General features: G+C 38.4%; 30 protein-coding genes. 29 read left to right on the top strand and 1 reads right to left on the bottom strand.

The window, feature by feature from the left end; genetic code table 11:
• Positions 1-486 precede the first annotated feature (486 nt).
• The 13 genes from RGB74_RS19905 (at position 487) to rsmI (ending at position 9,737) form a co-directional block, all read left to right on the top strand.
• A complete protein-coding gene (locus RGB74_RS19905; RefSeq protein ID WP_310762936.1) occupies positions 487-834 on the top strand; it encodes a VOC family protein in 348 nt (115 codons plus the stop codon).
• Between the two features lie 626 nt (positions 835-1,460).
• Positions 1,461-1,661 (top strand): cold shock protein CspC, encoded by a 201-nt coding sequence (gene cspC, locus RGB74_RS19900; RefSeq protein WP_066292827.1) that lies wholly within the window; start codon positions 1,461-1,463, stop codon positions 1,659-1,661.
• A 605-nt stretch (positions 1,662-2,266) separates the two neighbouring features.
• Positions 2,267-2,461: a sigma factor G inhibitor Gin gene (locus tag RGB74_RS19895; protein ID WP_310760924.1), complete on the top strand. Its 195-nt coding sequence runs from the start codon at positions 2,267-2,269 to the stop codon at positions 2,459-2,461.
• 119 nt (positions 2,462-2,580) lie between these two features.
• Positions 2,581-4,005 carry an aminotransferase class I/II-fold pyridoxal phosphate-dependent enzyme gene (locus tag RGB74_RS19890; protein WP_310760923.1) on the top strand — a complete coding sequence of 475 codons (1,425 nt, stop codon included), beginning with the start codon at positions 2,581-2,583 and terminating at the stop codon, positions 4,003-4,005.
• A 12-nt stretch (positions 4,006-4,017) separates the two neighbouring features.
• A complete protein-coding gene (gene tmk, locus RGB74_RS19885; protein WP_310760922.1) occupies positions 4,018-4,662 on the top strand; it encodes a dTMP kinase in 645 nt (214 codons plus the stop codon).
• A gap of 15 nt (positions 4,663-4,677) precedes the next feature.
• On the top strand, positions 4,678-5,007 hold the full coding sequence (locus RGB74_RS19880; RefSeq protein WP_310760921.1) for a cyclic-di-AMP receptor: 330 nt from the start codon (positions 4,678-4,680) through the stop codon (positions 5,005-5,007).
• Positions 5,008-5,037: 30 nt separating this feature from the next.
• A complete protein-coding gene (locus RGB74_RS19875) occupies positions 5,038-5,478 on the top strand; it encodes a YaaR family protein (protein WP_310760920.1) in 441 nt (146 codons plus the stop codon).
• Between the two features lie 12 nt (positions 5,479-5,490).
• Positions 5,491-6,480 (top strand): DNA polymerase III subunit delta', encoded by a 990-nt coding sequence (gene holB, locus RGB74_RS19870; protein WP_310760919.1) that lies wholly within the window; start codon positions 5,491-5,493, stop codon positions 6,478-6,480.
• Between the two features lie 4 nt (positions 6,481-6,484).
• A complete protein-coding gene (locus tag RGB74_RS19865) occupies positions 6,485-7,315 on the top strand; it encodes a PSP1 domain-containing protein (protein ID WP_310760918.1) in 831 nt (276 codons plus the stop codon).
• Between the two features lie 14 nt (positions 7,316-7,329).
• Positions 7,330-7,683: a DNA replication initiation control protein YabA gene (yabA, locus tag RGB74_RS19860; protein WP_310760917.1), complete on the top strand. Its 354-nt coding sequence runs from the start codon at positions 7,330-7,332 to the stop codon at positions 7,681-7,683.
• A gap of 171 nt (positions 7,684-7,854) precedes the next feature.
• Positions 7,855-8,598, top strand: coding sequence for a tRNA1(Val) (adenine(37)-N6)-methyltransferase (locus tag RGB74_RS19855; protein WP_310760916.1), 744 nt, complete (start codon positions 7,855-7,857; stop codon positions 8,596-8,598).
• The gene (locus tag RGB74_RS19850; RefSeq protein ID WP_310760915.1) at positions 8,585-8,878 is read left to right on the top strand and encodes a GIY-YIG nuclease family protein; all 294 of its coding nucleotides are present in this window, start codon (positions 8,585-8,587) and stop codon (positions 8,876-8,878) included. The genes RGB74_RS19855 and RGB74_RS19850 overlap by 14 nt, the downstream gene beginning before the upstream one ends.
• The gene (gene rsmI, locus RGB74_RS19845; RefSeq protein WP_310760914.1) at positions 8,853-9,737 is read left to right on the top strand and encodes a 16S rRNA (cytidine(1402)-2'-O)-methyltransferase; all 885 of its coding nucleotides are present in this window, start codon (positions 8,853-8,855) and stop codon (positions 9,735-9,737) included. Before RGB74_RS19850 ends, rsmI begins: the two co-directional genes overlap by 26 nt.
• 97 nt (positions 9,738-9,834) lie before the next feature.
• Here the strand turns inward: rsmI and RGB74_RS19840 are convergent, their stop codons facing one another.
• On the bottom strand, positions 9,835-10,119 hold the full coding sequence (locus RGB74_RS19840) for a transition state genes transcriptional regulator AbrB (RefSeq protein WP_310760913.1): 285 nt from the start codon (positions 10,117-10,119) through the stop codon (positions 9,835-9,837).
• A gap of 607 nt (positions 10,120-10,726) precedes the next feature.
• Between RGB74_RS19840 and metG the strand changes: the two genes are divergently transcribed.
• The 16 genes from metG to pth all read left to right on the top strand — a co-directional run bounded on the left by metG (position 10,727) and on the right by pth (position 25,919).
• The gene (gene metG / locus RGB74_RS19835) at positions 10,727-12,700 is read left to right on the top strand and encodes a methionine--tRNA ligase (RefSeq protein ID WP_310760912.1); all 1,974 of its coding nucleotides are present in this window, start codon (positions 10,727-10,729) and stop codon (positions 12,698-12,700) included.
• Positions 12,701-12,877: 177 nt separating this feature from the next.
• Complete coding sequence (locus tag RGB74_RS19830) at positions 12,878-13,645, top strand: TatD family hydrolase (RefSeq protein WP_310760911.1); 768 nt, start codon at positions 12,878-12,880, stop codon at positions 13,643-13,645.
• A 216-nt stretch (positions 13,646-13,861) separates the two neighbouring features.
• Positions 13,862-15,070: a ubiquitin-like domain-containing protein gene (locus RGB74_RS19825; RefSeq protein ID WP_310760910.1), complete on the top strand. Its 1,209-nt coding sequence runs from the start codon at positions 13,862-13,864 to the stop codon at positions 15,068-15,070.
• 444 nt (positions 15,071-15,514) lie between these two features.
• A complete protein-coding gene (rnmV, locus tag RGB74_RS19820; protein ID WP_310760909.1) occupies positions 15,515-16,078 on the top strand; it encodes a ribonuclease M5 in 564 nt (187 codons plus the stop codon).
• Between the two features lie 7 nt (positions 16,079-16,085).
• On the top strand, positions 16,086-16,961 hold the full coding sequence (gene rsmA / locus RGB74_RS19815; protein WP_310760908.1) for a 16S rRNA (adenine(1518)-N(6)/adenine(1519)-N(6))-dimethyltransferase RsmA: 876 nt from the start codon (positions 16,086-16,088) through the stop codon (positions 16,959-16,961).
• Positions 16,962-17,048: 87 nt separating this feature from the next.
• Entirely contained in the window at positions 17,049-17,915 is an 867-nt protein-coding gene (gene yabG, locus RGB74_RS19810; RefSeq protein ID WP_310760907.1) for a sporulation peptidase YabG, read from the top strand.
• Between the two features lie 196 nt (positions 17,916-18,111).
• A complete protein-coding gene (gene veg / locus RGB74_RS19805) occupies positions 18,112-18,372 on the top strand; it encodes a biofilm formation stimulator Veg (RefSeq protein WP_066238125.1) in 261 nt (86 codons plus the stop codon).
• Between the two features lie 149 nt (positions 18,373-18,521).
• Complete coding sequence (locus tag RGB74_RS19800) at positions 18,522-18,701, top strand: small, acid-soluble spore protein, alpha/beta type (RefSeq protein ID WP_310760906.1); 180 nt, start codon at positions 18,522-18,524, stop codon at positions 18,699-18,701.
• Between the two features lie 139 nt (positions 18,702-18,840).
• Positions 18,841-19,704: a 4-(cytidine 5'-diphospho)-2-C-methyl-D-erythritol kinase gene (gene ispE / locus RGB74_RS19795; RefSeq protein ID WP_310760905.1), complete on the top strand. Its 864-nt coding sequence runs from the start codon at positions 18,841-18,843 to the stop codon at positions 19,702-19,704.
• Positions 19,705-19,764: 60 nt separating this feature from the next.
• On the top strand, positions 19,765-20,595 hold the full coding sequence (gene purR, locus RGB74_RS19790) for a pur operon repressor (RefSeq protein ID WP_310760904.1): 831 nt from the start codon (positions 19,765-19,767) through the stop codon (positions 20,593-20,595).
• Complete coding sequence (locus RGB74_RS19785; RefSeq protein ID WP_310760903.1) at positions 20,595-20,969, top strand: RidA family protein; 375 nt, start codon at positions 20,595-20,597, stop codon at positions 20,967-20,969. The genes purR and RGB74_RS19785 overlap by 1 nt, the downstream gene beginning before the upstream one ends.
• Before the next feature lie 189 nt (positions 20,970-21,158).
• Positions 21,159-21,449, top strand: a complete 291-nt coding sequence (gene spoVG, locus RGB74_RS19780) for a septation regulator SpoVG (RefSeq protein ID WP_310262490.1) — start codon at positions 21,159-21,161, stop codon at positions 21,447-21,449.
• A 212-nt stretch (positions 21,450-21,661) separates the two neighbouring features.
• Positions 21,662-23,044 (top strand): bifunctional UDP-N-acetylglucosamine diphosphorylase/glucosamine-1-phosphate N-acetyltransferase GlmU, encoded by a 1,383-nt coding sequence (glmU, locus tag RGB74_RS19775; RefSeq protein ID WP_310760902.1) that lies wholly within the window; start codon positions 21,662-21,664, stop codon positions 23,042-23,044.
• A 31-nt stretch (positions 23,045-23,075) separates the two neighbouring features.
• Entirely contained in the window at positions 23,076-24,026 is a 951-nt protein-coding gene (locus RGB74_RS19770; protein WP_310760901.1) for a ribose-phosphate diphosphokinase, read from the top strand.
• 454 nt (positions 24,027-24,480) lie between these two features.
• Positions 24,481-25,140, top strand: coding sequence for a 50S ribosomal protein L25/general stress protein Ctc (locus RGB74_RS19765; RefSeq protein ID WP_310760900.1), 660 nt, complete (start codon positions 24,481-24,483; stop codon positions 25,138-25,140).
• Between the two features lie 218 nt (positions 25,141-25,358).
• The gene (pth, locus tag RGB74_RS19760; RefSeq protein ID WP_310760899.1) at positions 25,359-25,919 is read left to right on the top strand and encodes an aminoacyl-tRNA hydrolase; all 561 of its coding nucleotides are present in this window, start codon (positions 25,359-25,361) and stop codon (positions 25,917-25,919) included.
• Positions 25,920-25,963: the final 44 nt, after the last annotated feature.

Here is a 25,963-nt window from a genome sequence, read left to right as displayed (position 1 = left end):
AAGTAAGATTTCGGTCAAAAAAGCTAAAAAACGTTAAAAAATAAGACCAAAAAGGAAGAAGATGGACACTTCCATCTTCCAACCTTATAAAAACACCTCTTTAACAACTCCTAAAAGCCCCCGACACTCCATAATTCCACGGTAATCGCCAATAATTCCACGGTTAGCGGCCATATTTCCACGAAAAACACCATTATATCCACGTAAATTTGGATTTAACCACGAACCGACATGATTCAACAAAATTCGCATCAAATCCGCTTCAAATCCGCATCAAACTCGCTTCAAATCTGCTCCACCATTCCTAGCCAAAGTCATTATCGCTGCAAATCAGCAGGTTTCCATTAAGAAAGTTTAATGAGGAAGATGGTGATGAAAAATAAACTTAAAATATTGAACATCACAGTTGAAAAAGGAACTTAAATTTAAATCTCGAATATCTAATCGGATAGCTAAAAATTTGATGACAGACAGGAGTTAGATATGATGATAAAAGGCTTTGGAGGAATATTTTGGAGAACTAAGAATCTTGAAGTTATAAAAAAATGGTACAGTGAAGTGTTGAAGATTGAAATAGAAAATTGGAATGGGACTGTGATAAAATCCGAATTAGGAAATGAGACTATCTTTTCTTTCTTTACCGAGGATGACAGTTATTTTCCAACAGAACAACAAGTGATGTTAAATTTCGAAGTACATAATCTAAACGAAACTATTAAGCATCTTGAACATATTGGTGTACCTCTTGCAAAGAAAAAAGAGATTAGTGAATTTGGGAAGTTTATTTGGATTGAAGATCCAGAAGGTCGACTTGTCGAACTTTGGGAGAAATAAGGAGCTGTAATTCATTTGCTATTGAGCTAACCTGGTGCGTTAGTTGAAAAAGAAATTGAAAATAAGCAGAAGAAAAATCTCCGTTCTCCGTTCACTAGACTGAGATTTTTTATTTTTAATTTCAAATATCACAACAAATCCGTTGTAATTAGTTACACAAATTTATGTTCATTTTAATTACAAGAATAAAAAAAACTAAAAAATTGCCAAAAACAAGATTAAAAAGGAAGAAGATGGATCATTCCATCTTCCAACCTTGTAAAAATACTTCTTCACAAACCATTAAAAGCCCCCGTCATTCCATAATTCCACGGTAATCGCCAATAATTCCACGGTAATCGGCCATATATCTACGAAAAATTTCATTATATATACATTAATTTTGATTTAACCACGAACCGACATTATTCAGCAAAATTCGCTACGCCATTTTCAATAAATCGGCTGCACTTTTATAGTTTATTACAGGTGCGGATTTGCATTAAGTTCTCTTAACTGTTATGATGAATATAAATTATTTTTGTTCGGTGTAAACGATAGTATGAGATTCGATTTTCACTCTTGAGAATCACTTTGGGCAAGGATAGTAAAACATTTGTGTGGTAACGCACTAGGAGGCAACAAACATGGAACAAGGTACAGTAAAATGGTTTAACGCAGAAAAAGGTTTTGGATTTATCGAGCGCGAAAATGGTGACGATGTATTCGTACATTTCTCAGCGATCCAAACTGACGGATTCAAATCTTTAGACGAAGGTCAAAAAGTAACTTTCGACGTTGAGCAAGGTGCTCGTGGAGCTCAAGCTGCTAACGTTCAAAAAGCATAATTCTAAATGAATTATAAAACAGGTTCTGAATAGAGCCTGTTTTTTTGTTGTCTTTTTTTAAAAACGCAATAGAAAAAGCCCTGCTCAATAAACAATCGAGCAGGGCACTGGAACAGGTAATGTAAAAAGTTAAGTTTCAAAGGTTTGTATTTAGTATAACATACAGAGCTGACAGGTATGTCCCTGTTTCTGATAAAAACCTCATATAACCGGTCACGTGTATTAAGTGTCACAGCTTTCTTTGCAGCCATTGGCTAATGCCCTGCAGTGCGGGCATCTTGCTACTGTAAGCGTATTAAGATTAATGCAATTTTCTTTATTAACTACATATTTTCTAAATATTCTAACATTATTGTCCATTATTTTTAAATATTGTAATAATAATTCAATATGCAGTTTATAGAACATTAAGCTGTTTAAAGCCTTGTCCCACTGGGGTAAAAGGTTATATAAGTGGCGCATACTTGGTTTATTTTTTCGATTAACATAAAGACAGACACAACAAGAGCCAGAGTTTCATACATTTTAAAAGAAACTTCAAATATTTTGAATTAATGTATATCGATAAACAATTCTGGCAACAATGGCATTATGGAGGTGGAAGAATGAAAATGACACGACAATACGGGGAAACGTGCATGGTCTGCGAAGAAAATAGGAACCAAGGCTTACACATTCTTCATCAATTTATTTGCCAGGAATGTGAACAAAAAATACTCACTGCAAAAACAAATGATGATTACTATAAACATTATTTATCTCAGTTAAGAAAACTAAAATTGGTAAATGCGTCTTCCTAAAATGCAGGCTAAAACAGCCTGTTTTTTTGTGTCTTAAAATTCTTTGAGCTTAGAACATATGTTAGAATGAAGTATGTGTAAGGACATTACATACGTATTAGATAAAGGAATTTTTATATATGAAAAATGCACCGCTATTCGAAGCGTTAGTTCATCATACAAAGAAAAATAAATGGTCTTTTCATGTTCCGGGTCATAAAAATGGAAAGATATTTGAGAAATCGGGAGCTGCTTTTTTTAAAACGGTTTTACCTCTTGATGCGACAGAACTAACTGGTCTGGACGATCTTCATCATCCAGAAGGAGTGATAAAAGAAGCGCAGGAACTTCTAGCTTCTTTTTATGAAGTGAACAAGAGCTATTTACTGGTTGGAGGCAGCACATCAGGGAATCTTGCGATGATCTTGTCTTCGTTTGAACAAGGTGATGTAGTATTCGTTCAGCGAAACAGCCATAAATCTGTTCTTAACGGTCTTGAACTTGCAGGAGTTACACCAGTTTTCTTATCACCGGAAATGGATGTAGAGGGTGGTTATCCACTAGGGATTACCATTGATACGGTAAACGACGCTTTAACGAAATTCCCTGAATCAAAGGGAATCATTCTCACAAACCCAACTTACTATGGATTGCAGCAAGATATAACTGGGATTGCAGATGCTATTCATGGTCATGGTGGAATTGTTTTAGTGGACGAGGCACATGGGGCACATTTTGGGTTAAAGGATATGCCGAAGATGGCGATACAACAAGGGGCAGATGCTGCAGTGCAATCTGCACATAAAACTCTACCAGCTTTAACAATGGGTGCGTTCCTACACGTAAATAGTGACAGAATCGATGAATATCGGTTATCACATGCCCTGCAGATGGTTCAATCGAGTTCACCTTCTTATCTCTTGATGGCTTCGCTCGACTTAAGCCGTCTTTATCTGGAGAATCTATCGGAAGAAGACGTAACAAGCATCATAAACCAGTCACAGACATTTAAGGAATTTATAGATTCATTGCCACATCTTCAAGTCGTAAAGAATCCAAAAGGATATGTAACAGATCCATTAAAGGTTACGATTCAGTCAGACAGGGAAATATCAGGATATAAACTGCAAAGTCTATTTGAAAAAGAAGGCATTTATCCTGAATTGGCAGATGAACGGAATGTACTGTTAGTGCTTCCTCTTGGCATGATGGATTCGTTATCTGAGTTAAAGAAAGTTTTTTATATCCTAGCAGATCAGCTTAAGGTCTATAAAAATAAAGAATCAGTGGAAAATATCCCGACTGCTTTTCCTTCTGTCAGTATGTTAGAGCTTACTTATACACAAATGAAAAAATTGCGTGCAAAGAAAATACTCATCGAGGATGCAGCCGGGTATATAGCAGCCATTGCCGTCATACCATATCCTCCTGGTATTCCATTGATTGTTAAAGGGGAAAAAATAACATCGGAGAGCATTCGTCTTTATTTTTCTTTGAAAGAAAAAGGTGCCAAGTTTCAGGGGACAACTGAGAAACAAGAGATGTATGTATTTGATATTAATTAAGGAGCAAGAGCATTGAATGGTTTATTTATTACGCTAGAAGGTCCGGATGGATCAGGAAAAACAACACAAGTTTCAAAGGTTGCTGAATATCTGGCAAAACAAAAGATTGATTTTATCCAAACACGTGAACCAGGCGGTACAAGGATCAGTGATAAGATTCGCGGACTGATTTTAGATCCTGAGCACAAAGAGATGCATGATCTAACCGAAGTGTTATTGTATGCAGCTTCAAGAGCCCAGCATGTTCACGAAAAGATCATCCCGGCTTTAGAGCAGGGGAAAGTAGTTTTATGTGACCGGTTTGTTGATGCTTCACTTGCTTATCAAGGATTTGGCCTTGGTGTAGGGGAAGAGCGTGTGTTACAAGTGAACAACATCGCTACTAGCGGATTAGTGCCGGATCGAAGTTATTTTGTTGATGTTTCACCTCAAGTAGGCAGAGAAAGAATGAGAGCACGTTATGGAGATGGCAATCTTGACCGCATCGAACAAAAAGAATTCGCCTATCATGATCGAGTAAGAGAAGGATTCAAGCATATCTTTTCAAACAATACAGAACGAATTGTCCGCATTAATGGAGAACAAGATCCAGATACTGTGTTTCTTGAAATCGTAAAGGATTTAGAGATACTTTTAGCGAATCATAAGGAAAAGTAAAGGGAGGCATTTGCCATGAAAATGATTATAGCCGTTGTTCAAGATAAAGATAGCAGCCGACTACAAGATGCACTTGTTGAAAAGGATTATCGTGCAACAAAGCTCGCTACAACAGGTGGATTTCTAAAAGCCGGAAACACAACGTTTATGATTGGAGTGGAAGATGCTCAGATAGAGGATGTCATGGACATTATTCGTGAAAATTGCAAAAGCCGCAATCAAATGGTTGCGCCAGTTTCTCCGATGGGCGGAAATGCAGATGCATATGTTCCTTATCCTGTTGAAGTAGAAGTTGGCGGAGCTACAGTTTTTGTACTGCCTGTTGAAAGTTTTCAGCAATTTTAATACAATCAAACGTCTAATTGAGGGGTAATTATGAAAATTGGTCAAGATATAAGACCTGTTCTCGATACGAAACATAATGATGGGAAAGCAGACAAAAAACCATCTATTTCGTTTGGAGAAACGATGTCTAAACAAAGTGACAAACTCCAGTCAGAACAGTTGACCCGGCTTCTGGGGGATATTGAAGCACAAGGAAAAAGACTGCTTCAATCACAAACTGTTCGTGATCTGCAGCTTTATAAAAACTTAGTCCAGCGCTTTGTAAAAGAAGCCGTTGACTTTGGAATGCAATTAAAGCAAAACAAGAGCTGGAACGAACAAGGAAGATCAAGAACGCTTAAACTTGTTAAGGAAGTAGATGAAGGATTGATTCAAGTAACGGAAATGGTGTTGAGCCAGGAGAAAGAATCCATTCATCTTTTAGATAAGATAGGTGAAATTAAAGGGTTATTAGTGAATCTATATACGTAGTAGGTGGAATATATGGTGAGCTGGGAAGAAACTAGCATGACACAGCCTCGGGTTGTTAAACAATTGAAGAATAGCATCAAAAAGCAGCGGCTCGCTCATGCATATATTTTTGAAGGGGCACATGGGACAGGCAAGATGGCTGTTGCAAAAGTATTGGCGAAAGCTTTTATGTGCAAAAACGCCATCGATGGAGACCCGTGTGAAAATTGTTCGAACTGTAAAAGGATAACGTCTGGCAACCATCCTGATGTTCATATCATCACTCCTGATGGACAGTCCATAAAAATTGATCAAATCAGAAGCCTGCAAAAAGAATTTGCCTATAGCGGAATGGAATCTTCTAAAAAAGTATACATTGTGGAGCATGCGGATAAAATGACCGTTCAGGCTGCAAATAGTTTGCTGAAATTTTTGGAAGAACCGGGGTCGGACACGATCGCAGTATTATTAACGGAACAGGTACATCATCTGCTCGAAACGATCCGCTCCCGAGCTCAGACATTATCGTTCTCTCCCCTTGCTCCAGAAGGAATTTTACAAAAACTGCTTGAGGAAGAAATACCAAAACCGATCGCAGCATTAGCCTCTTCACTTACGTCAGATTATGCAGAAGCGCTCGAAATTTGTAGGGAAGAGTGGTTTGCACAAGCTAGAGCCAAAGTGATACAATTAACAGAGGAACTAAGGCAGCGGCCTGATTATTGTCTTGTTGTATTACAAGATCAATATCTTAGTTTTTTCAAAGAAAAAGAACAGTTGCGATTAGCTTTAAACTTACTTTTGATCTGGTATCGGGATCTTTTATCTATACATTTATCAAAGACGGAAAACGTTGTGTTTTTCGATCAGCTTCAAGCATTAGAGCAGCAGGCGCTTCAAACGTCTCAGCGGAAGGCAGGAGAAGCATTGCAATCGATTCTGACTGCTCAGGCTAGACTCAGAAGCAATGTGAGCCCACTTATGGTGATGGAGCAATTGGTTTTACGATTACGGGAGGGATAAAACCTTGTATGAGGTAGTGGGAATCCGCTTTAAAAAGGCGGGTAAAGTATATTATTTCGACCCCGGCGACCTTGAAGTGAAAAAAGACGCGTTCGTCATTGTTGAAACAGCGCGTGGAATAGAGTATGGCAAGGTAGTTATCGATAAGAAACTAGTCGGGGAGAATGATGTTGTTCTTCCTTTAAAGAAAGTCGTTCGGCTCGCGACACAGAAGGATATATTGTCTGTAGAAGAAAATAAAGCAGCCGCTAAGGAAGCGTTTAATAGTTGTGAGGAAAAAATCATTGAACACCAGCTGGACATGAAGCTGGTCGATGTTGAATATACATTTGATCGAAACAAAATTATCTTCTATTTTACTGCAGATGGAAGAATTGATTTCCGTGAACTTGTAAAAGATCTAGCCTCAATCTTCAGAACGAGAATCGAACTCAGACAAATTGGTGTCAGAGATGAAGCAAAAATGCTAGGCGGAATTGGTCCTTGCGGGCGAATGTTATGCTGTTCTACATTTTTGGGAGACTTCGAACCTGTCTCGATCAAAATGGCAAAAGATCAGAACCTATCATTAAACCCAGCTAAAATATCCGGTCTTTGCGGCCGTTTAATGTGCTGTTTAAAGTATGAAAATGACTATTACGAAGAAGCAAAAGAAGAAATGCCTGATGTGGGTGAGGAAATTATGACGCCTCATGGTGTGGGTCGTGTTGTTGGCTTGAACTTGCTTGAGAAGTTGATACAAGTAAACATACCTTCAATGGAAAGAACAACAGAATTTACATTGGACGAGCTAGCAGGCAAAAAAGAGGAACTATTCAGTCAGGCCACAGAGTAAAAGAGGTGGAATTCTTGGAAAAAAAGAGTGTATTTTCCCGTGTCGTACAAATGGAAGAACAAATTACAGAGTTGTCGAATCAGCTTGAGGAGTTAAAAACCCATTTAGCGGCATTAATCGAAGAAAACCACCATCTCATGATGGAAAATGAAAACTTGAGAAACAAACTAAATCGCGACGGAAAAAGAAGTACTAAAACAAGTACTTCATCCTCTAAAGGTAAAAAAGAATCAACCGATATCGGCGAAGGTTATGATAACCTAGCTCGTCTCTACCAAGAAGGATTCCACATTTGCAACCTTCACTACGGAAGTATCCGTTCTGAGGGAGATTGTTTGTTCTGTCTTTCATTTTTAAATAAGAAATAAACGCCTTTCCTAAGGGGAAGGCTTTTTATTATTACACCTTTAAGAAATAATAACTTGTTAACCTGATGGATGATGATGTAGTAACATGCTTACGTCTAAAGTATAAGTGCAACTAAGGCTGACAAAAAAGCTTATCGTCAGCCAAGTTTTCTATAGAAAGGGGTTTTTGCTGTGACACAGCTCCTTCCGAACGAAAGAGTCGACTACTTGGTGCATGAGGATTTGAAAATCATACAAAGCCCTTCTGTTTTTTCATTTTCATTGGATGCTGTATTGCTGAGTCGCTTCGCCTGGGTTCCGATCAAAAGGGGTAAGATAATCGATCTTTGCAGCGGAAATGGTGCAGTTGCGCTTCTTTTAACCAAGCGGTCAAATGCACTAATTACTGGTGTTGAGATACAGGAAAAGCTGCATAGTATGGCAAAGAGAAGCGTAGCGTTAAATGAATTAACGACACAAGTTCAGATGGATTTGGGAGATATAAAAGAGGCACCAGCTCGCTATGGTTTTGGAACATTTGACGCTTTAACATGCAATCCGCCCTATTTTCCTTCAATGAATGAAATAGACCATAATTTAAATGAACATTTAGCTATAGCGAGGCATGAAATACATTGTTCATTAGAAGATGTCATTCGTGTTAGCAGTCAGCTCGTAAAGCAAGGCGGAAAGGTGTCGATGGTACATCGTCCGAATCGGCTTATGGAAATATTAGCTTATATGAGGCAATATCAACTTGAGCCCAAAAAACTGCAGCTAATTTATCCAAAATCAGGCAGTGAAGCGAACATGCTTTTAATAGAAGGTTTAAAGAACGGCAAGCCTGATCTGCACATTATGCCGCCTCTAACTGTTTACGGAAACGATGGTGAATATACGTCTGAGTTAAAGAGGATGTTCTATGGTGAATCATGAGGACAATCATTTTGTCTATATTCTAGAATGCAAAGATGGTACATACTATACAGGCTATACGAATGAAATTACTCAGCGCCTGCGTAAACATGAGGATGGAAAAGGTGCGAAATATACAAGAGGAAGAGGACCTTTTCGGCTTGTGTATCAGGAGTCTTTCCCAACAAAAACAGAAGCGATGAAAGCAGAATTTGCGATAAAAAAACTGAACAGATCTGCAAAAGAGAGAATAATTAATGAGGGAAGTGTTTCATATGTGGCAACAAAAGAGCTTCCATAATGAAAATGGAGAAGGTGCACTGTACCTCGTTCCAACTCCGATTGGAAACTTGGAGGATATGACGTTCCGTGCCGTTCGATTGTTAAAAGAATCGGATTTAATCGCTGCTGAGGATACGAGACAAACAAAAAAGTTATGCAACCACTTTGAAATCAGCACTCCATTGACGAGTTATCATGATCATAACAAAATGCAAAGCGGAATGAAGTTACTAGAGAGTCTAAAAGAAGGTAAACAAATCGCATTAGTAACAGATGCCGGGATGCCGGGGATTTCAGATCCAGGGTACGAACTTGTGGTTCAATGTGTAGAAGAAAAAATTCCGGTTATTCCTCTTCCGGGTGCGAATGCAGCATTGCCAGCTCTCGTTGCTTCCGGATTAGATACAGAACTTTTTACCTTTTACGGTTTTTTACCGAGAGGCAAGAAAGAAAAGAAGGAAGAGCTAGAAAGACTAAAACGATTTCCTTCCACTTTATTGTTTTATGAAGCACCTCATCGTTTAAAAGAAACATTAAAGGCCATGAATGAAGTATTGGAAAACCGCAAAATAGCAGTCGTTCGTGAACTGACGAAAAAGTTTGAAGAAATTACAAGAGGCACACTAAAAGAAGTTTCGGAGTATCTAAACCAAGGTGATGCTGAAATTAGAGGAGAATTCTGCCTGGTCGTTGAAGGCAGCGGCAATCGAGATTTTAAAGATGATGATACTGAATCATGGTGGGAAGCATTGTCGATTTCAGATCATGTTGAACATTATATAAATCAAGGTGAAAAACCGAAAGATGCCATTAAATTAGCAGCTACTGATCGTAATGTTCCAAAGAGAGATGTTTATCAAGAATATCACGGCTTGTAGTGCTCCTTAAACCAAGGCTGTTTTCGTAAATCTTTTAAAAAGAGCATTAAACAAAAGAAAAGAGCCTTCTAAGCGAAGGCTCTAATTATTTAATGGTTTACTTTGCAGTTTGTAATTGCTTTTGAAGTTCGTCCATAACTTCTTTAGCACCTTCACGGCTAAGGATGATTTTTCCGCCGGCAACAGTGTAGTTGTCATCAGAAACTTCACCAGTTACTGCACAAGTCATGTTTGGCTTGTATTTTTTAAGGATGATACGATCGTCATCCACATAGATTTCTAGAGCATCTTTTTCTGCAATTCCAAGAGTACGACGAAGTTCGATCGGAATTACCACGCGTCCTAGTTCGTCAACTTTACGTACAATACCTGTAGATTTCATAAAATTTTCTCCTCCTAATATATAAAAATATTTCCCTATCTATCTAAATCTAAATCGTCAGAATTCGACAAAATCTTACGAGTACATCTTACCAAGATTTCCAATTGCCGTCAATAGTTTTGACTTAAACATTTTTTAGAGCTTTACCAGTTGAATTCTATGTTATATACCCTTTTAATAATACTTCCAAAACATGATAATGGAAGAATTATTCATATATTGTCATAAAAAATTCAAAAAAGTGTAAAAGATGAAAAAATATTACTGGAAAATGGGAATGAGATGAATCGTCAAATTTCGACAAAACTAACAACAAAAAATACTATTCAATTATTCCTTTCAACCTTAAGCCTGTTTACCTTGACACACTTTCAATGCATTAGGTATATTTTGAAGGAAGAAAAGAGAATAATGAAAGTATTTACATAGAAATCTTTCGCTTGCTTTTTTACTTTTATGTCCTAATGTAAACAGTTTTTTATAGTTTTTGTAAAAAAGATACATTTACCGTAAGTGTTATTTTTTTCTAATTATTTAAAAGACAAATGGTCCCTAAAATGAGGGGCTTTTTTTCCTATAAAGAGAATACCTTGAGGAGGATGCAATCATGGCAAAACCAACATTCTACATTACAACACCGATTTATTATCCAAGCGGAAAGCTTCATATCGGTCACGCATACACGACTACTGCAGGAGATGCGATGGCAAGATATAAACGTCTAAGAGGTTTTGACGTTATGTACTTAACAGGAACAGATGAACACGGAGAAAAAATCCAGAAAAAAGCAAATGAACAAGGTCTTCACCCGCAAACATATGTAGACGGAATTGTAGATGATATTAAAGCGTTATGGAAAAAGATGAACATTTCTTATGATGATTACATCCGTACAACAGATGAGCGTCATAAAAACTCTGTTGAAAAGATTTTTCAGCAGCTGCTTGATCAAGATGATATTTACTTAAGTGAATATGAAGGCTGGTATTGCACAGACTGCGAATCTTTCTTTACGGAAAGACAGCTAGAGGACGGAAAGTGTCCTGATTGCGGACGTGAGGTCAAAAAAGTAAAAGAAGAGAGCTACTTTTTCCGGATGAGTAAGTATGCGGATCGTCTGCTTTCTTATTATGAAGAAAATCCTTCCTTCATCTATCCTGAATCTCGTAAGCGTGAAATGATCAACAACTTTATTAAACCAGGTTTAGAAGATTTAGCCGTTTCTCGTACTTCATTTGACTGGGGCGTGAAAGTACCGGGGAATCCAAAGCATGTAATCTATGTATGGATTGATGCACTTTCTAACTATATTACTGCATTAGGTTATGGCAGTGAGAATGATGAGAAGTTCAAAAAATACTGGCCGGCTGATGTACATTTAATGAGTAAAGAAATTGTACGTTTCCATACGATTTATTGGCCAATTATGCTTATGGCATTAGGACTCCCGTTGCCAAAACAAGTTATTGCTCACGGCTGGTTATTAATGAAAGATGGAAAAATGTCGAAATCTAAGGGCAATGTGGTTGATCCGAATGTACTTATCGATCGATATGGATTAGATCCATTACGCTACTATTTGCTTCGTGAAGTTCCTTTTGGCTCAGATGGCGTATTTACTCCGGAAAGCTTTGTTGACAGAGTAAATGCAGATCTGGCGAATGATCTAGGTAACCTGTTAAACCGTACAATTGCAATGATCGGCAAGTATTTTGATGGGAAGATTCCTCCTTATGAAGGCAGAGTAACTGAATTTGACGGTACATTGGAGGACTTTGCTACAGAGACAGTGAGAAAAACCGAAGAGGCTATGGAAAAGCTAGAGTTTTCTATTGCTCTTTCTACGATCTGGCAGCTTGTCAGCCGTACGAATAAATACATCGATGAAACACAGCCTTGGGTTCTGGCTAAAGATGAATCGAAAAAAGGAGAACTGGCAAGTGTCATGTATCACCTGGCAGAATCTATTCGTATTGTATCTGTGCTGATTCAGCCGTTTATGACAGAAACACCAGCAAAAATCTGGGGTCAGTTAGGCTTATCAAATGCAAGCTTAACGGAATGGGATTCCTTAAAAGAATTTGGTGTGATTCCTGCTGATACATCTGTGGCTAAGGGAGACCCCATTTTCCCCCGACTTGAAACAGAAGTAGAGGTTCAATTTATAAAAGATTCAATGGGAAGCACTGCTGCAGCTCCAGAAGAGCAGAAGTCAGAAGCTAAGAAAGAAGAAGCAGCTCCTGCCGCTGATGAAAAACCTGAAATCTCGATTGATGATTTTATGAAGGTTGATTTAAGAGTTGCAACAGTTATAGATGCTGAACCCGTCAAGAAAGCGGATAAATTATTAAAACTTCAATTGGATTTAGGTTATGAAAAACGACAGGTCGTTTCTGGAATTGCGCAATATTATAAGCCAGAAGATCTTGTGGGCCAAAAAGTAATCTGTGTTACGAATTTAAAACCTGTTAAATTACGCGGTGAACTTTCTCAAGGAATGATTTTAGCTGGTTCATCCGAAGGACAATTAACACTAGCGACGGTTGATCCTTCTCTGCCAAATGGTTCAAAAGTTAAATAAATAATGAAAAGCAGGGAGCATATCCCTGTTTTTTTAGTTCAAAAGACTAGAATTATTTAGCAATTATGAAAACAAAATAGGTCTTTATGCCTATGATGTAATTATATTGTAATACTGTTGTTACCCAATTGAATGGTAAATGTGATAAGATTTGTAAAGTTGAAAGGATTGTACACTATGTTTGATACACACGCACACATAAATGCAATACAGTTTGATGAAGATCGGCAAGAAGTCATTCAAAGAGCATTGGATGAAGGTGTAACACATATTGTCGTTGTTGGTTTTGATCGTGAAACGATACGTGGAGCGATGAACCTGGCAGAACAATATGATTTCATTTATGCTTGCGTCGGCTGGCACCCAGTTGATGCGATTGACATGACCGATGAAGATTTGGCATGGATCGAAGAACTTGCTGCACATCCAAAGGTAGTCGCACTTGGGGAAATGGGTCTTGATTATCATTGGGAAAAGTCTCCAGCAGATGTTCAAAAAGAAGTGTTCCGGCGCCAGATTCGGCTTGCCAAAAAAGTGAAGCTCCCGATTGTTATTCATAACAGGGAAGCAACACAAGATGTTGTTGATATCTTAAGGGAAGAAAATGCTCATGAAGTTGGCGGTATTATGCACTGCTACAGCGGAAGCATAGAAGTTGCCCGTCAATGTATGGAAATGAATTTCTACATAAGCTTTGGTGGACCTGTTACGTTTAAAAATGCCAAGAAGCCTAAGGAAGTTGCGAAGGATATTCCTATGGATCGGCTTTTGATTGAAACGGATTGTCCTTACTTAAGTCCTCATCCTTTGAGAGGAAAAAGAAACGAACCATCTTATGTAAAATACGTCGCTCAAACATTGGCCGAACTAAAAGATCTTCCACTTGAGGACATCATCAAAGAAACTTCCGACAATGCTTTTAAAATTTTTAACATTTCTCGATAAGGGATGTTGTCGGATACTAGCAATACGTGAAGAATATCGCAAGGATCTTTCAAAATATGACAAAAGGGACAGGAAATTTGTCAAACTCTTTTTCTTCCCTTTTTCCTTCTTATCCGTTCATAATTAGCCTTGGGTCAATTAATGACGAAAGGGAGGGTGATTTGACAGAGAGAAAAAAGATATTTATAATGCATTGCTTGTAGGGGAGGAAAACTGATGTACAAAAACATTATTGCTTTGTTCTCGAGTTTTACCAGAAAGAAACTTACTCTTTCTTTAGCCGCTCTTCTTGTTTTAGCAGTTACGACTGGATTCGTAGGTTATGCATCTACAAAGTCGGAAGTAGCACTTATGCTGAACGGTAAGAAGACGGAAGTGGATACTCATGCAGACACTGTAAGAGAACTTCTAAGCGAATATCACATAAAACCAAATCAGCATGATATAGTCAGGCCGGGGCTCAATGCCAAGGTGAAAGACAACATGAAGATAGATTATGTTAAGGCAAACAAAGTTGTCTTGAATGTAAACGGGAAAAAGAAACCTGTTTGGACGACAGCAAAAACTGTTGAACAGTTTGTAAAAGAACAGCAGTTAACACTAAATAATCACGATGTTATTAAGCCAGGTCTTACTGCTAAAATTCAAGATCACTCGAAAGTTGAGATTGAATCAGCATTTCCGGTTAATCTTGTTGTTGGTGGCAAATCACAGCAAGTATGGACCACTTCGACTACCGTCGCTGACCTTTTGAAGCAACAAAAGGTATCATTAGGTGAATTAGACAAAGTATCGCCTGCAAAAACAGAGAAAATCACTGGTAAAACGCAGGTTGACGTCATCAGAGTAGAAAAGGTCACCGATGTAGTGGAAGAAGAAACACCGTTTGCTACAGTTAACCGCAAAGATAGCGGATTAACACAAGGGAAACAGAGTGTCGTACAAGAAGGCGAAAAAGGCAAAGTGGAAAAAAGTTTCGAAGTTGTTAAGGAAAACGGAAAAGAAGTTTCCCGAAAACTCGTAACGACAAAAACGTTAGCTGATAGCAAAGATAAAATTGTTGCGATTGGTACAAAAGCTAAACCAAAACCGCAGCCAGTTGTTTCACGTAGTAAAGCACCAAGCAAATCAGGAGGCAGAGAGCTAGTAGTAACAAGTACTGCCTATACTGCTAATTGCTCAGGTTGTTCTGGTGTAACAGCAACAGGCTTTAATTTAAAATCAAATCCAGGAGCAAAAGTAATTGCGGTGGATCCTAATGTGATTCCTCTTGGCTCAAAAGTTTATGTTGAGGGCTATGGTTATGCAATTGCTTCAGATACTGGGGGAGCGATTAAAGGCAATAGAATTGATGTGTTCTTTTCATCTCAATCTCAAGCGGAAAGCTGGGGCAGGAAAACGATAAGAATACGAATTATCAATTAATATAATAGATATAACAATAGTTGATATTTAGGCACGGGGTAATTTCCCTGTGCCTTTTTGTTGATTGATAAGCGTCGAATCTCTTTGTCAGTTTTGTTTCTGCGGTGCTCACGTATGTATAATACGCATGCGCTCCTCGAAACTTCACTTCCTCGACCTTCTTGCTGCTCCTGCGGTTACTCGTCGCAACTCGCTGTCTTCGTGCAAGAATTGCTCGTTTCTAAATCAACAAATGATTGGAATGATAAACGGCGAATCTCTTTGTACTATAGTTTTCCCGGCAGGTTAGCTTTTAAAACTACGAATAAGCTGTTAAAACGGTGAATTACATATGTGAATCTAGACTTTCTTGACGCCTGGGTTATACTAGTAAAAGATTATTTTTTCGTTCTACCCATTAGACGCAATTAAACTGAAAAAGGTTTCACCGTTTTGGAGGAAATCATGAAAAAAATAAAAGAAATTATAGTGGTTGAAGGTAAGTGTGACACATTAGCCATTAAACGGGCAGTTGTGGCAGATACAATAGAAACAAATGGTTCTGAAATCAGCCAGGATACACTGAATAGAATAAAAATAGCTTATGAACGCCGCGGAGTCATTGTATTTACAGATCCTGATTATCCAGGCAAAAGAATTCGTCAAATCGTTTCTGAATTTGTTCCGGGCTGTAAGCATGCTTACTTAGCAAAGGAAGATGCGATTGCCAAAGGTGATAAAGGTGTGGGAGTTGAACACGCCACAAATGAGGCGATTATAGAAGCTTTATCTCACGTAAGAGAAGAAATGACCGGAGAAGAAATCGATACAATCCCGTGGGAGGATTTAATTGCAGCCGGTTTAACGGGCGGACCAGATTCGAAACGCAGGCGTGAATTAATTGGTAAAAAGCTGCGGATCGGTTATATGAATGCAAAACAATTACACAAACGTTTAAATATGTTTCGTGTTACACGCGAAGAATTTCAGCAGGCATTAGAAGCGCTTTATAGTTATGAGGAGGAATAGGACGGGCATGAGAAAAGATATTTCAACTCCCCAATCAACGAAAGCCATATTAGAAAAGCATGGCTTTACATTTAAGAAAAGCTTAGGGCAAAACTTTTTAATTGATCGCAACATCTTAAATAATATAGTGAATGCAGCAGAACTTACAGAGAACTCTGGCGTTATAGAAATCGGACCGGGAATCGGTGCATTAACGGAATTTATTGCAAGGTCTGCAAAAAAGGCAGTAGCTTTTGAGATTGATCAGCGGCTATTGCCGATTTTAGAAGAAACATTAGCGCCATATCCGCATGTTGATGTGATTCATTCAGATGTTCTGAAGGCAGATATTCATAAAGTGATTTCAGAGCATTTTGAAGAGGGGCAAGACTTAATGGTCGTGGCGAACCTTCCTTATTATGTAACGACTCCAATCATTATGAAATTGCTGCAAGATAAGCTTCCTATACGCGGAATCGTCTGTATGATCCAAAAGGAAGTAGCCGACCGCCTTGCTGCATCACCAGGGACTAAGGATTATAATTCGCTGTCGATTGCTATTCAATACTACGCGACCGCCGAAACGATGATAAAGGTACCTAAAACGGTTTTTGTACCTGCACCAAATGTTGATTCCTCAGTCATTAAATTAACAATCCGAAAAGAACCGGCTGTTAAAGTAAAAGATGAGAATTTTTTCTTTGAAGTAGTACGTTCATCTTTTGCACAAAGAAGAAAAACCCTTTGGAACAACTTGGTTAGCCAGCTTGTTTCAAAAGAAAAGAAAGAAGAGCTGCAAGTGATTTTAGATCAGGTAGGAATTGATCCAAAACGCCGCGGAGAAACGTTAACAATTGAAGAATTCGGTAAATTGGCAGATGCACTTTTGCCGCTGGTAAAATAAACCTCATTATTCCCCCTGCCCTAACATACTCATATAAAAGGAACATTCTGAGCAGAGGAGCTTGTTACTCCAAATAGGGGGAGTAAAATGAAACTAGAGATTGGATCCATTGTAAGCAGGAATTCTTACAAAAGAGATTTGCTTTTTCGAATAGTTGGTTTTAGTGAAGATCGAACAATCGCAGAACTAGCGGGAGAAGAACTCAGGTTATGGGCGGATGCTCCTATTAATGATTTATTTGTTGTAGATGATAAGCACATGTCTGAACACCGCCAAGTTGTAAAAGAGAAAGAAGAATCATCATTAAAGCTTTTTAGGCAAGATTATTACTTACTTAGACAAAAAAGGGAGTACCTTTCAACAAACGGGTATCAATATGATCAATCATACTTTGAATTGCCAGGCAGAGTCCTTCACATTGATGGAGACCCGCTTTATTTAAATAAATGTTTGGAACTATATAAAAAGCTCGGCGTTCCTGTGTATGGGATTCATATGAAAGAAACAGAAATGCCTGATAAAGTTCCAGCACTTGTAGATGAAGTCAGACCGGATATACTCGTTATCACAGGTCATGATGCTTATTTGAAGTCAAAGGGCGACATTTCGGATGTAAATGCTTATCGACATACTAAATATTTTATTAGAACTGTTCGGGAAGTTAGAAGAAAGTATACAAACCTTGATCATCTAATGATATTTGCCGGTGCATGCCAATCCCATTTTGAGTCGCTGATCAAAGTAGGATCAAACTTTGCGAGTTCGCCAGCCCGGATTAATATTCACGCGCTTGATCCTGTATACATTGTGTCGAAAATTAGTTTAACCTCATTTATGGACAGAGTGAACGTTATGGATGTTTTGAGAAACACACTTACCGGAAAAGAAGGTTTAGGTGGTGTCGAATCAAAAGGATTTCTCAGAACAGGAATGCCTATAAAAACAAAGCCATAAAACTCCGGGTTGCCGGGGTTTTTTCTCTTTTCTTTCTTTTTATACATAAAAAATAAAAGTTGAGTCATACTAAAAAAAGTAAAAAAAGGATAATAAGTCATTGACACGAAATTACTTTGCTTGCTATAATAAAAATTTTATTTTGACAAATAAACACGATTTGTGTTATAATTTGTCTAAGTGAGGTGGAGCCTAAATGGGTAAAACAATTGTTGACATTAGACGCTCTTTAGAGTCTAACGTGGGTAGAAGACTTTCTTTACGGGCTAACGGCGGACGGCGCAAAACGATCGAACGACTTGGAACGCTTGAAGAAACATACCCAGCGGTTTTTATTATCAAATTAGATCAGGACACCAACGCTTTCGAACGTGTTTCTTATAGTTACGCGGATGTACTCACAGAAACAGTAGAACTTACATTCTTAGAAGATACACAAGCAGCAATCGGGCAGTAAGAACTCTTTACTGCTATTTTTTTACCCTTTTTTAATAGCAATTAACGAAAACAGTTAAAATTAAAATATACATATATAAAAGTTGAAGAAACTAAACCCCCTTTTCTGGAGATACTATTCTGTATCGCATAATAAAAGGGGGTTTCATCATGAGCCAGAAAAAACCAATGATGTCGGAAGCTTTAAAAACAGAAATTGCAAAAGAACTTGGTTTTTATGATACTGTTCAGCGTGAAGGCTGGGGAGGCATTTCTTCAAAAGATGCAGGGAATATGGTGAAACGCGCACTGGAGATAGCTGAGCAAGGCTTAAGCAATCGAAATAAGTAAGTATGCGATATTGAAACCGGAGAGTGGAGACAGCTCTTCGGTTTTCCTCTATGTTTGATTTTCATTACATATAACGCATCATACTGTGTTACTATTAAAAATATCAAAATTGTGTAAGATTTTTTAGGCAGGGATAAAGATGACGAATAATAAAGTATCCATTAAAGCTCCGGCAAAAATTAATCTGTCTCTAGATGCGTTAAGAAAAAGAGACGATGGTTTTCATGAAGTTGCTATGGTCATGACAACGGTTGATCTGGCAGACCGGATCGAACTGACTTTATTAGAAACAAATGAAATCAAAATTGAGAGTTCTGGCGGATTTGTACCACTTGACGAAAGAAATTTGGCTTACCAGGCAGCTAAACTTCTAAAAGAAACGTTTGGCGTAAAAAAAGGTGTTTTTATACATATATCAAAACATATTCCTGTCGCTGCAGGTTTAGCGGGAGGAAGCAGTGATGCTGCTGCTACCTTAAAAGGACTTAATGAGCTATGGGATTTAGGGCTTTCAGTAGACGAAATTGCAGAACTTGGAGCAAAGATCGGCTCTGATGTGTCTTTCTGCGTGTATGGTGGAACAGCATTAGCCACTGGACGCGGAGAGAAGATTCAGCATATACCATCACCGCCACCTTGCTGGGTTTTGTTAGCAAAGCCTCCAATCGGAGTTTCGACAGGGGAAGTATATCGAAACTTAAAGCTGAAAAACATTAAGCATCCTGACGTGGACGGAATGGTTCGTGCTATTGAAGGGAAGGACTATGAGCAAATCTGCAACTTGTTAGGAAACGTTCTAGAATCGGTTACCCTTCCAATGTACCCGGAAGTGAAGCATATAAAAGAACAGATGATGAGGCTAGGGGCTGATGCTGTATTAATGAGCGGAAGTGGTCCGACTGTATTTGGATTATTTCAGCATGAATCAAGGCTTCAAAGAGTTTATAACGGACTCAGAGGATTTTGTCATGAAGTTTATGCGGTTCGCCTTTTAGGGGAATGATTGATAAAATCCGTATAAAAATGTTATATTATCTTCAAACATTCGGTTTTGGAGGATATTATGAAATTAAAAAGAAGCGGAAGAATGGTAGATTTAACAGCCTATCTACTTCACCATCCCCATCAGCTCATTCCTTTGTCTTATTTCGTTGAACGGTATGAATCCGCAAAATCTTCTATTAGTGAAGACTTAGCGATTATTAAAGATCATTTTGAACAGCATGGATTAGGGCAGGTTCAAACTGTGCCCGGTGCAGCAGGCGGAGTTAAATATATTCCAGGCATCGATCAAGCAGAAGCTGAAACGACAGTGAGTGAACTGATTCAGCTTTTAGAAGATCCAAGTCGCATTTTGCCCGGAGGATATCTGTACGTAACAGATATTATCGGCAACCCGAGATTGGTTAACCAAGTCGGTCGTTTATTCTCCTCCATTTTTTCATCGCGAAAGATTGATGTAGTCATGACGATCGCGACGAAAGGAATACCGCTTGCTTATGCGGTAGCAAGTTATTTAAATGTTCCAGTAGTTGTGGTAAGAAGCAATAGCAGGGTAACAGAAGGCTCCACCGTAAGCATTAATTACGTTTCTGGATCAACTAAACGGATCCAAACGATGGCCCTTGCCAGAAGAAGCATCAAACAAGGCGCGCGCGTGCTCATTATTGATGACTTCATGAAAGCCGGCGGAACGATCAAAGGCATGATCAGTTTAATTGAAGAATTTCAGGCCCATATTGAAGGGATTGGAGTTCTTGTTGAAGCAGAAGAAGTATCAGAGCGCTTAGTAGATGATTACGTTTCTATTGCCCGCTTAGCCAAAGTGAATGAAAAAGAGAATCGAATTGAAGTTGAAAAAGGAAATTATTTTTTTAATGGAGGGAATGCATAATGAAAAAAGTTCATACTTCAGAAGCACCTGCAGCAATTGGTCCATACTCTCAAGGGATCGTATTAAATAATTTATTTTTTAGTTCAGGTCAGATTCCGCTTACAAAAGATGGTGTGATGCTTGAAGGTGATGTAAAAGAGCAGACTCATCAAGTGTTCCGCAATTTAGAAGCTGTTTTAGAAGAAGCGGGCTCATCACTAAATAAGGTGATTAAGGCTACAGTATTTATTAAAGATATGAATGAATTTGCAGATATTAATGATGTATACGGAAAGTATTTCTCTGAACACAAACCAGCGCGCTCATGTGTAGAAGTGGCTCGTTTGCCAAAAGATGCAAAAGTTGAAATTGAAGTGATTGCAGTTGTAGAATAAGCTCCTTTAAAGGGGCTTATTTTTTTTGCCTGGATCTGTTTAACTATGAATATTAAAAACCGATATTTCATAATGTAAACCTCTATTTTAAATTTTTTAAAAATTTTTATTATTCAAAGAAGGAATTTGTAAAATGTTGCAGAATTGTAGTATTACGTTCTTATTATTGGAAAAAGGTGGTGTTTGTAAGTGGAAGTAACAGACGTTAGATTACGCCGTGTTAATACAGAAGGCCGTATGAAAGCGATTGCCTCCATTACAATCGATCATGAATTTGTTATTCATGATATTCGTGTAATTGATGGCAATAATGGAATGTTCGTGGCTATGCCAAGCAAACGAACACCAGATGGAGAGTTCCGTGATATCGCGCATCCAATCACTTCAACTACTCGTGAGAAGATTCAAAATGCGGTATTAACAGAATATCACCGTATGGGAGAAATGGAGTCTGCTTTAGAAGAAGCAGGAGCTTCTTAATTCCTTATAAGAATCGAGGACCTGGTCAACTACAATGATTAGGTTCTTTTTTATTTGTCTTTTTTTATAAAAGCGTTCTCCACAATACTAGAAAATTTCCCGACTTTTTATCAATCCATTGACAATCCTCTTCCACTCCTTGAAATACCCACTCTTTTAAGATATATTCGTAATGGTATGTTTAGAAATAGGAAAATGGATGGAGGTTCACTATGACAAAACGTTATGCGGTCATTCTTGCTGCAGGTCAAGGAACAAGAATGAAATCCAAATTATATAAAGTATTACATTCTGTATGCGGAAAGCCTATGGTTCAGCATGTTGTGGATCAGGTTAATTCTCTAGAGATGGAGAAAATGGTTGTAGTTGTCGGTCATGGAGCTGAAAAAGTTCAAGATCAATTAGGCAGCGATCAAATCGAGTATGTTCTGCAAGAAGAGCAGCTCGGTACAGCACATGCTGTTATGCAAGCAGATAAAGTATTAGCAAATGAAGAAGGAATCACTTTGGTTGTTTGTGGTGATACTCCTTTAATCAAGTCTGAAACAATGGAAAAGCTAATCGCAGAACATCAGACTACAGGTGCTAAGGCAACAATCCTTACTGCTAAGCCGGAAGATCCAACGGGATACGGCCGAATTATCCGCAACAGTCAAGGGACTGTTGCGCGTAATGTTGAGCATAAAGACGCGTCAGAAGAAGAACGCAAAGTGAATGAAATCAACACAGGAACTTACTGTTTTGATAATAAAGCACTTTTTGAAGCGTTAAAACAAGTGAACAATGATAATGTTCAGGGTGAGTATTATTTGCCGGACGTTATTGAAATCCTTCAGAATGCTGGGGAAGTAATTGCAGCTTATACAACGCCTGATTTTAACGAAACTTTAGGTGTAAATGATCGCGTAGCTCTTTCTCAAGCAGAAGGCATAATGAAAAAGCGTATTAATGAACGTCATATGAGAAATGGCGTAACATTGATCGATCCAGAGCAAACGTACATTTCTGATGATGCAGAAATCGGAATTGATACAGTGATTTATCCAGGCACTGTTATTTTAGGAAATGTAAAGATTGGTGAGGAGAACATCATTGGTCCGCATTCTGAAATTAAAGACAGTGTGATTGGCAGTGGAAACACGATTCGTCAATCTGTTGTCCACGATAGTGAAGTGGGTAATGACACGGCAGTTGGTCCGTTTGCTCATATCCGTCCAAAATCTATTTTAGAGAACAATGTTAAGATTGGAAACTTTGTTGAAATTAAGAAATCTGTTATGAGCACAGGCAGTAAGGCGTCTCATTTAAGTTATATCGGTGATGCTGAGATTGGAAAAGATGTGAACTTGGGCTGTGGATCCATAACTGTGAATTACGATGGAAAAAACAAGTTCCTCACAAAAGTAGAAGATGGTGCCTTCATTGGGTGTAATTCTAACCTCGTAGCTCCTGTTACGGTTGGCAAGAACGCTTATGTCGCAGCAGGTTCTACAATTACCGAGAATGTTCCGGCTGAATCATTATCTATTGCAAGAGCCCGTCAAACGGTTAAAGAGAACTATGTTCAGAAGCTTAATGAAAAACAAAACCAATAAATATTAAGAGTGGGGAAGGATGAATCCATCAATGAGTACGTATGTAGATCCTACATTAAAAGTTTTCACATTAAATTCAAACAAAGAATTATCAAAAGAGATTGCTCAGCACATCGGTATTGAACTAGGAGAAAGCTCTGTAACGAAATTTAGTGACGGGGAAATTCAGATTAATATTGAAGAAAGTATTCGCGGATGTGAAGTATATGTTATTCAATCCACGAGCGACCCTGTTAATCAGCACTTAATGGAACTTTTAATTATGATCGATGCACTAAAACGTGCATCTGCAAAAACGATTAATGTTGTTATGCCCTACTATGGATACGCGAGACAAGATCGTAAAGCACGAGCTCGTGAACCAATCACGGCTAAACTTGTTGCTAACCTACTGGAAACAGCAGGGGCTACACGCGTAATAGCAATTGATCTACATGCACCTCAGATTCAAGGCTTCTTTGATATCCCGGTAGACCAACTTTTAGGTGTACCTATATTAGCTAACTATTTTGCAAATAAAGAATTGGATGATATCGTTATCGTTTCTCCTGACCATGGTGGTGTAACGAGAGCGCGTAAAATGGCAGACCGCTTAAAGGCGCCGATCGCTATTATTGATAAGCGACGTCCTCGTCCGAATGTTTCAGAAGTCATGAACATTGTAGGTAATATTGAAGGAAAGACAGCCATCCTTATCGACGATATTATCGACACAGCGGGTACAATCACTTTAGCTGCTAATGCTTTAGTTGAGAATGGAGCTAAAGAAGTTTATGCATGCTGTACACACCCTGTTCTTTCTGGACCGGCAATGGATCGCATCCAAAATTCTCAAATTAAAGAATTAGTCGTTACAAACACGATTGTTCTTCCGGAAGAAAAGAAAATTGACAAAGTGACGCAGCTTTCAGTAGCACCATTACTTGGTGAGGCAATCATCCGTGTACACGAACAACTGTCAGTTTCTAAGTTGTTTGATTAAGATTTAAAAAACGATAAAAAGTTAATGCAGCAAAAAGTGCGAGAATTTTACTGGAGCAGCACTCTGAGCGGAGAAATCAGCTTTATATCGAATAGTAACTTGTCAAAAGCAACAAACTTTTTCTAAAAGTTTGTTGCTTTTGACGCTTTTTGTACGTTATCTTCATCGACAAGTTTGTAGGAGGGGAAGGTACAAGACTCCTCTAAAATGAAAAGCACATTTTCTTCGTGCGATGTATCGCGGCTGTTGCTTTTCCTTGTCCTGTGGGACTCACCGCACGCCCTGCGGAAAGCGAGTAGCCTGGAACGGAAATCAACCACATTCAAGAGCAACAAAGTTTACGAAAACAGCCTTTTACTAACATAAAAAAAGCGATTGTGAACTTCAAGTTTTAAAACCGACCACTTCGGGTAATCCTTAATAGAGACCCGAAATAGGAAAGGTGGAACTAGAAGTGGCAACTAATTTAACAGTCGAAAAACGTAATACAGATAAACGCTCATTTTTAACTGAATTAAGAAGTAAAGGGCACGTTCCGGCAAACCTTTATGGCTATGGAACAGAGTCAGTCTCCTTATCAGTTGATGAACCTGAATTTATTAAAGCATATAGAGAAGTCGGTAAAAATGGCGTTCTCAAATTAAAAGTGGGTGGAAAGAATTATTCTGTCATGGTACAGGAGATGCAAGTACATCCATTAAAAGATGCAATTACACACATTGACTTTATTGCGTTAGATTTAAATAAAGAAACAGAAGCAGAGGTACCTGTTGTTCTGACAGGCGATTCTGCAGGAGTTAAGGAAGGCGGAATCTTGCAGCGTGTCCTAGCTGAAGTTTCAGTTAAGGCATTGCCTGCTGATTTCCCGGAACAGCTTGAAGTAGCTGTCGACTCACTGGAAATTGGAGATTCTTTAACAGTAAAGGATCTGCCGACTGGTAAGAAATACGAGATTCTTCATGAAGAAGATGAAGTAATCGTAAGTGTAGTACCTCCAAAACTTCAAGATGAAGAAACTGATGAGGAAACAGAGGAAGCGGATGAGGCTGGAGATGCACCTGAGTCATCTGAATCTGTTGCACAAGATAGTCAAGAAGAAAAGAAAGACGAATAAATGGATAAAACGCAGCTTATACAGCTGCGTTTTTTTTCTACTATCAGAAAGTATAACTTGTTAACAGAGTGATGTTCGAGGCAGCATCAAGTCAAAGTCAATAGTATAAGTGCAACTAAGGCTGACGGAAAAGACTTGGCGTCAGCCAAGTTTTCTTTATGATTAAATGATTTCATGTATAATGTTCTTAAGATATTTAAAGGTAAGGTGAACATAAGTTGAAATTGTTTATTGGACTCGGGAATCCAGGACCTCGGTTTGATGGAACCCGTCATAATATTGGATTTGAAGTCATTGACAGGCTTGCCGAATCTCTAAACATTGAAATGCAGCAATCTAAGTTTAAAGGATTATACGGGACAGGTATCGTTGATGGGGAGAAAATCTTTCTGTTAAAACCACTAACTTATATGAATGTTTCAGGTGAATGTGTTGGACCGTTCATGGATTACTTTCAGATTCCTGAAGAAGACATGTTAGTGGTTTATGATGATTTAGATACTTTACCGGGTAAGTTAAGACTGAGAACAAAAGGCAGCGCAGGCGGGCATAATGGAATTAAGTCAATGATTGCCCATCTTGGTACACAAGAGTTCAAACGCATCAGATTTGGGATTGGACGTCCTACAAACGGACAGGCTGTTCCTGATTTTGTGCTGAATCGCTTCTCTAAAGAAGAGCAGGTTGAAGTAACGGACGGAGTGGATCGTGCAATTAAGGCATGCCATGCTTTTATTCATACATCATTCGATAAAGTTATGAATAAGTTTAACGGATAAGAATAGATTATACGTGTTCCGCTCATAATGGTTAGTATACTGTT

The sequence above is a fragment of the Bacillus sp. NEB1478 genome, assembly GCF_031582965.1.
Classification (GTDB): Bacteria; Bacillota; Bacilli; order Bacillales; family Fictibacillaceae; genus Fictibacillus.
Note: the sequence above shows the minus strand (reverse complement) of the source record. Positions and strands in the feature narration are given on the sequence as shown.

What these genes read in the sequence shown, in the direction of transcription:
- purR (WP_310760904.1), top strand. Translation starts at nt 19,765, where the DNA reads ATGAAATTAAAAAGAAGCGGAAGAATGGTAGATTTAACAGCCTATCTA.
- RGB74_RS19895 (WP_310760924.1), top strand. Translation starts at nt 2,267, where the DNA reads ATGAAAATGACACGACAATACGGGGAAACGTGCATGGTCTGCGAAGAA.
- RGB74_RS19830 (WP_310760911.1), top strand. Translation starts at nt 12,878, where the DNA reads ATGTTTGATACACACGCACACATAAATGCAATACAGTTTGATGAAGAT.
- RGB74_RS19825 (WP_310760910.1), top strand. Translation starts at nt 13,862, where the DNA reads ATGTACAAAAACATTATTGCTTTGTTCTCGAGTTTTACCAGAAAGAAA.
- RGB74_RS19880 (WP_310760921.1), top strand. Translation starts at nt 4,678, where the DNA reads ATGAAAATGATTATAGCCGTTGTTCAAGATAAAGATAGCAGCCGACTA.
- veg (WP_066238125.1), top strand. Translation starts at nt 18,112, where the DNA reads ATGGGTAAAACAATTGTTGACATTAGACGCTCTTTAGAGTCTAACGTG.
- holB (WP_310760919.1), top strand. Translation starts at nt 5,491, where the DNA reads ATGGTGAGCTGGGAAGAAACTAGCATGACACAGCCTCGGGTTGTTAAA.
- rsmA (WP_310760908.1), top strand. Translation starts at nt 16,086, where the DNA reads ATGAGAAAAGATATTTCAACTCCCCAATCAACGAAAGCCATATTAGAA.
- RGB74_RS19875 (WP_310760920.1), top strand. Translation starts at nt 5,038, where the DNA reads ATGAAAATTGGTCAAGATATAAGACCTGTTCTCGATACGAAACATAAT.
- RGB74_RS19890 (WP_310760923.1), top strand. Translation starts at nt 2,581, where the DNA reads ATGAAAAATGCACCGCTATTCGAAGCGTTAGTTCATCATACAAAGAAA.
- rsmI (WP_310760914.1), top strand. Translation starts at nt 8,853, where the DNA reads ATGTGGCAACAAAAGAGCTTCCATAATGAAAATGGAGAAGGTGCACTG.
- RGB74_RS19840 (WP_310760913.1), bottom strand. Translation starts at nt 10,119, where the DNA reads ATGAAATCTACAGGTATTGTACGTAAAGTTGACGAACTAGGACGCGTG.
- ispE (WP_310760905.1), top strand. Translation starts at nt 18,841, where the DNA reads ATGACGAATAATAAAGTATCCATTAAAGCTCCGGCAAAAATTAATCTG.
- metG (WP_310760912.1), top strand. Translation starts at nt 10,727, where the DNA reads ATGGCAAAACCAACATTCTACATTACAACACCGATTTATTATCCAAGC.
- RGB74_RS19785 (WP_310760903.1), top strand. Translation starts at nt 20,595, where the DNA reads ATGAAAAAAGTTCATACTTCAGAAGCACCTGCAGCAATTGGTCCATAC.
- RGB74_RS19905 (WP_310762936.1), top strand. Translation starts at nt 487, where the DNA reads ATGATAAAAGGCTTTGGAGGAATATTTTGGAGAACTAAGAATCTTGAA.
- yabG (WP_310760907.1), top strand. Translation starts at nt 17,049, where the DNA reads ATGAAACTAGAGATTGGATCCATTGTAAGCAGGAATTCTTACAAAAGA.
- RGB74_RS19800 (WP_310760906.1), top strand. Translation starts at nt 18,522, where the DNA reads ATGAGCCAGAAAAAACCAATGATGTCGGAAGCTTTAAAAACAGAAATT.
- RGB74_RS19770 (WP_310760901.1), top strand. Translation starts at nt 23,076, where the DNA reads ATGAGTACGTATGTAGATCCTACATTAAAAGTTTTCACATTAAATTCA.
- rnmV (WP_310760909.1), top strand. Translation starts at nt 15,515, where the DNA reads ATGAAAAAAATAAAAGAAATTATAGTGGTTGAAGGTAAGTGTGACACA.
- glmU (WP_310760902.1), top strand. Translation starts at nt 21,662, where the DNA reads ATGACAAAACGTTATGCGGTCATTCTTGCTGCAGGTCAAGGAACAAGA.
- RGB74_RS19850 (WP_310760915.1), top strand. Translation starts at nt 8,585, where the DNA reads ATGGTGAATCATGAGGACAATCATTTTGTCTATATTCTAGAATGCAAA.
- cspC (WP_066292827.1), top strand. Translation starts at nt 1,461, where the DNA reads ATGGAACAAGGTACAGTAAAATGGTTTAACGCAGAAAAAGGTTTTGGA.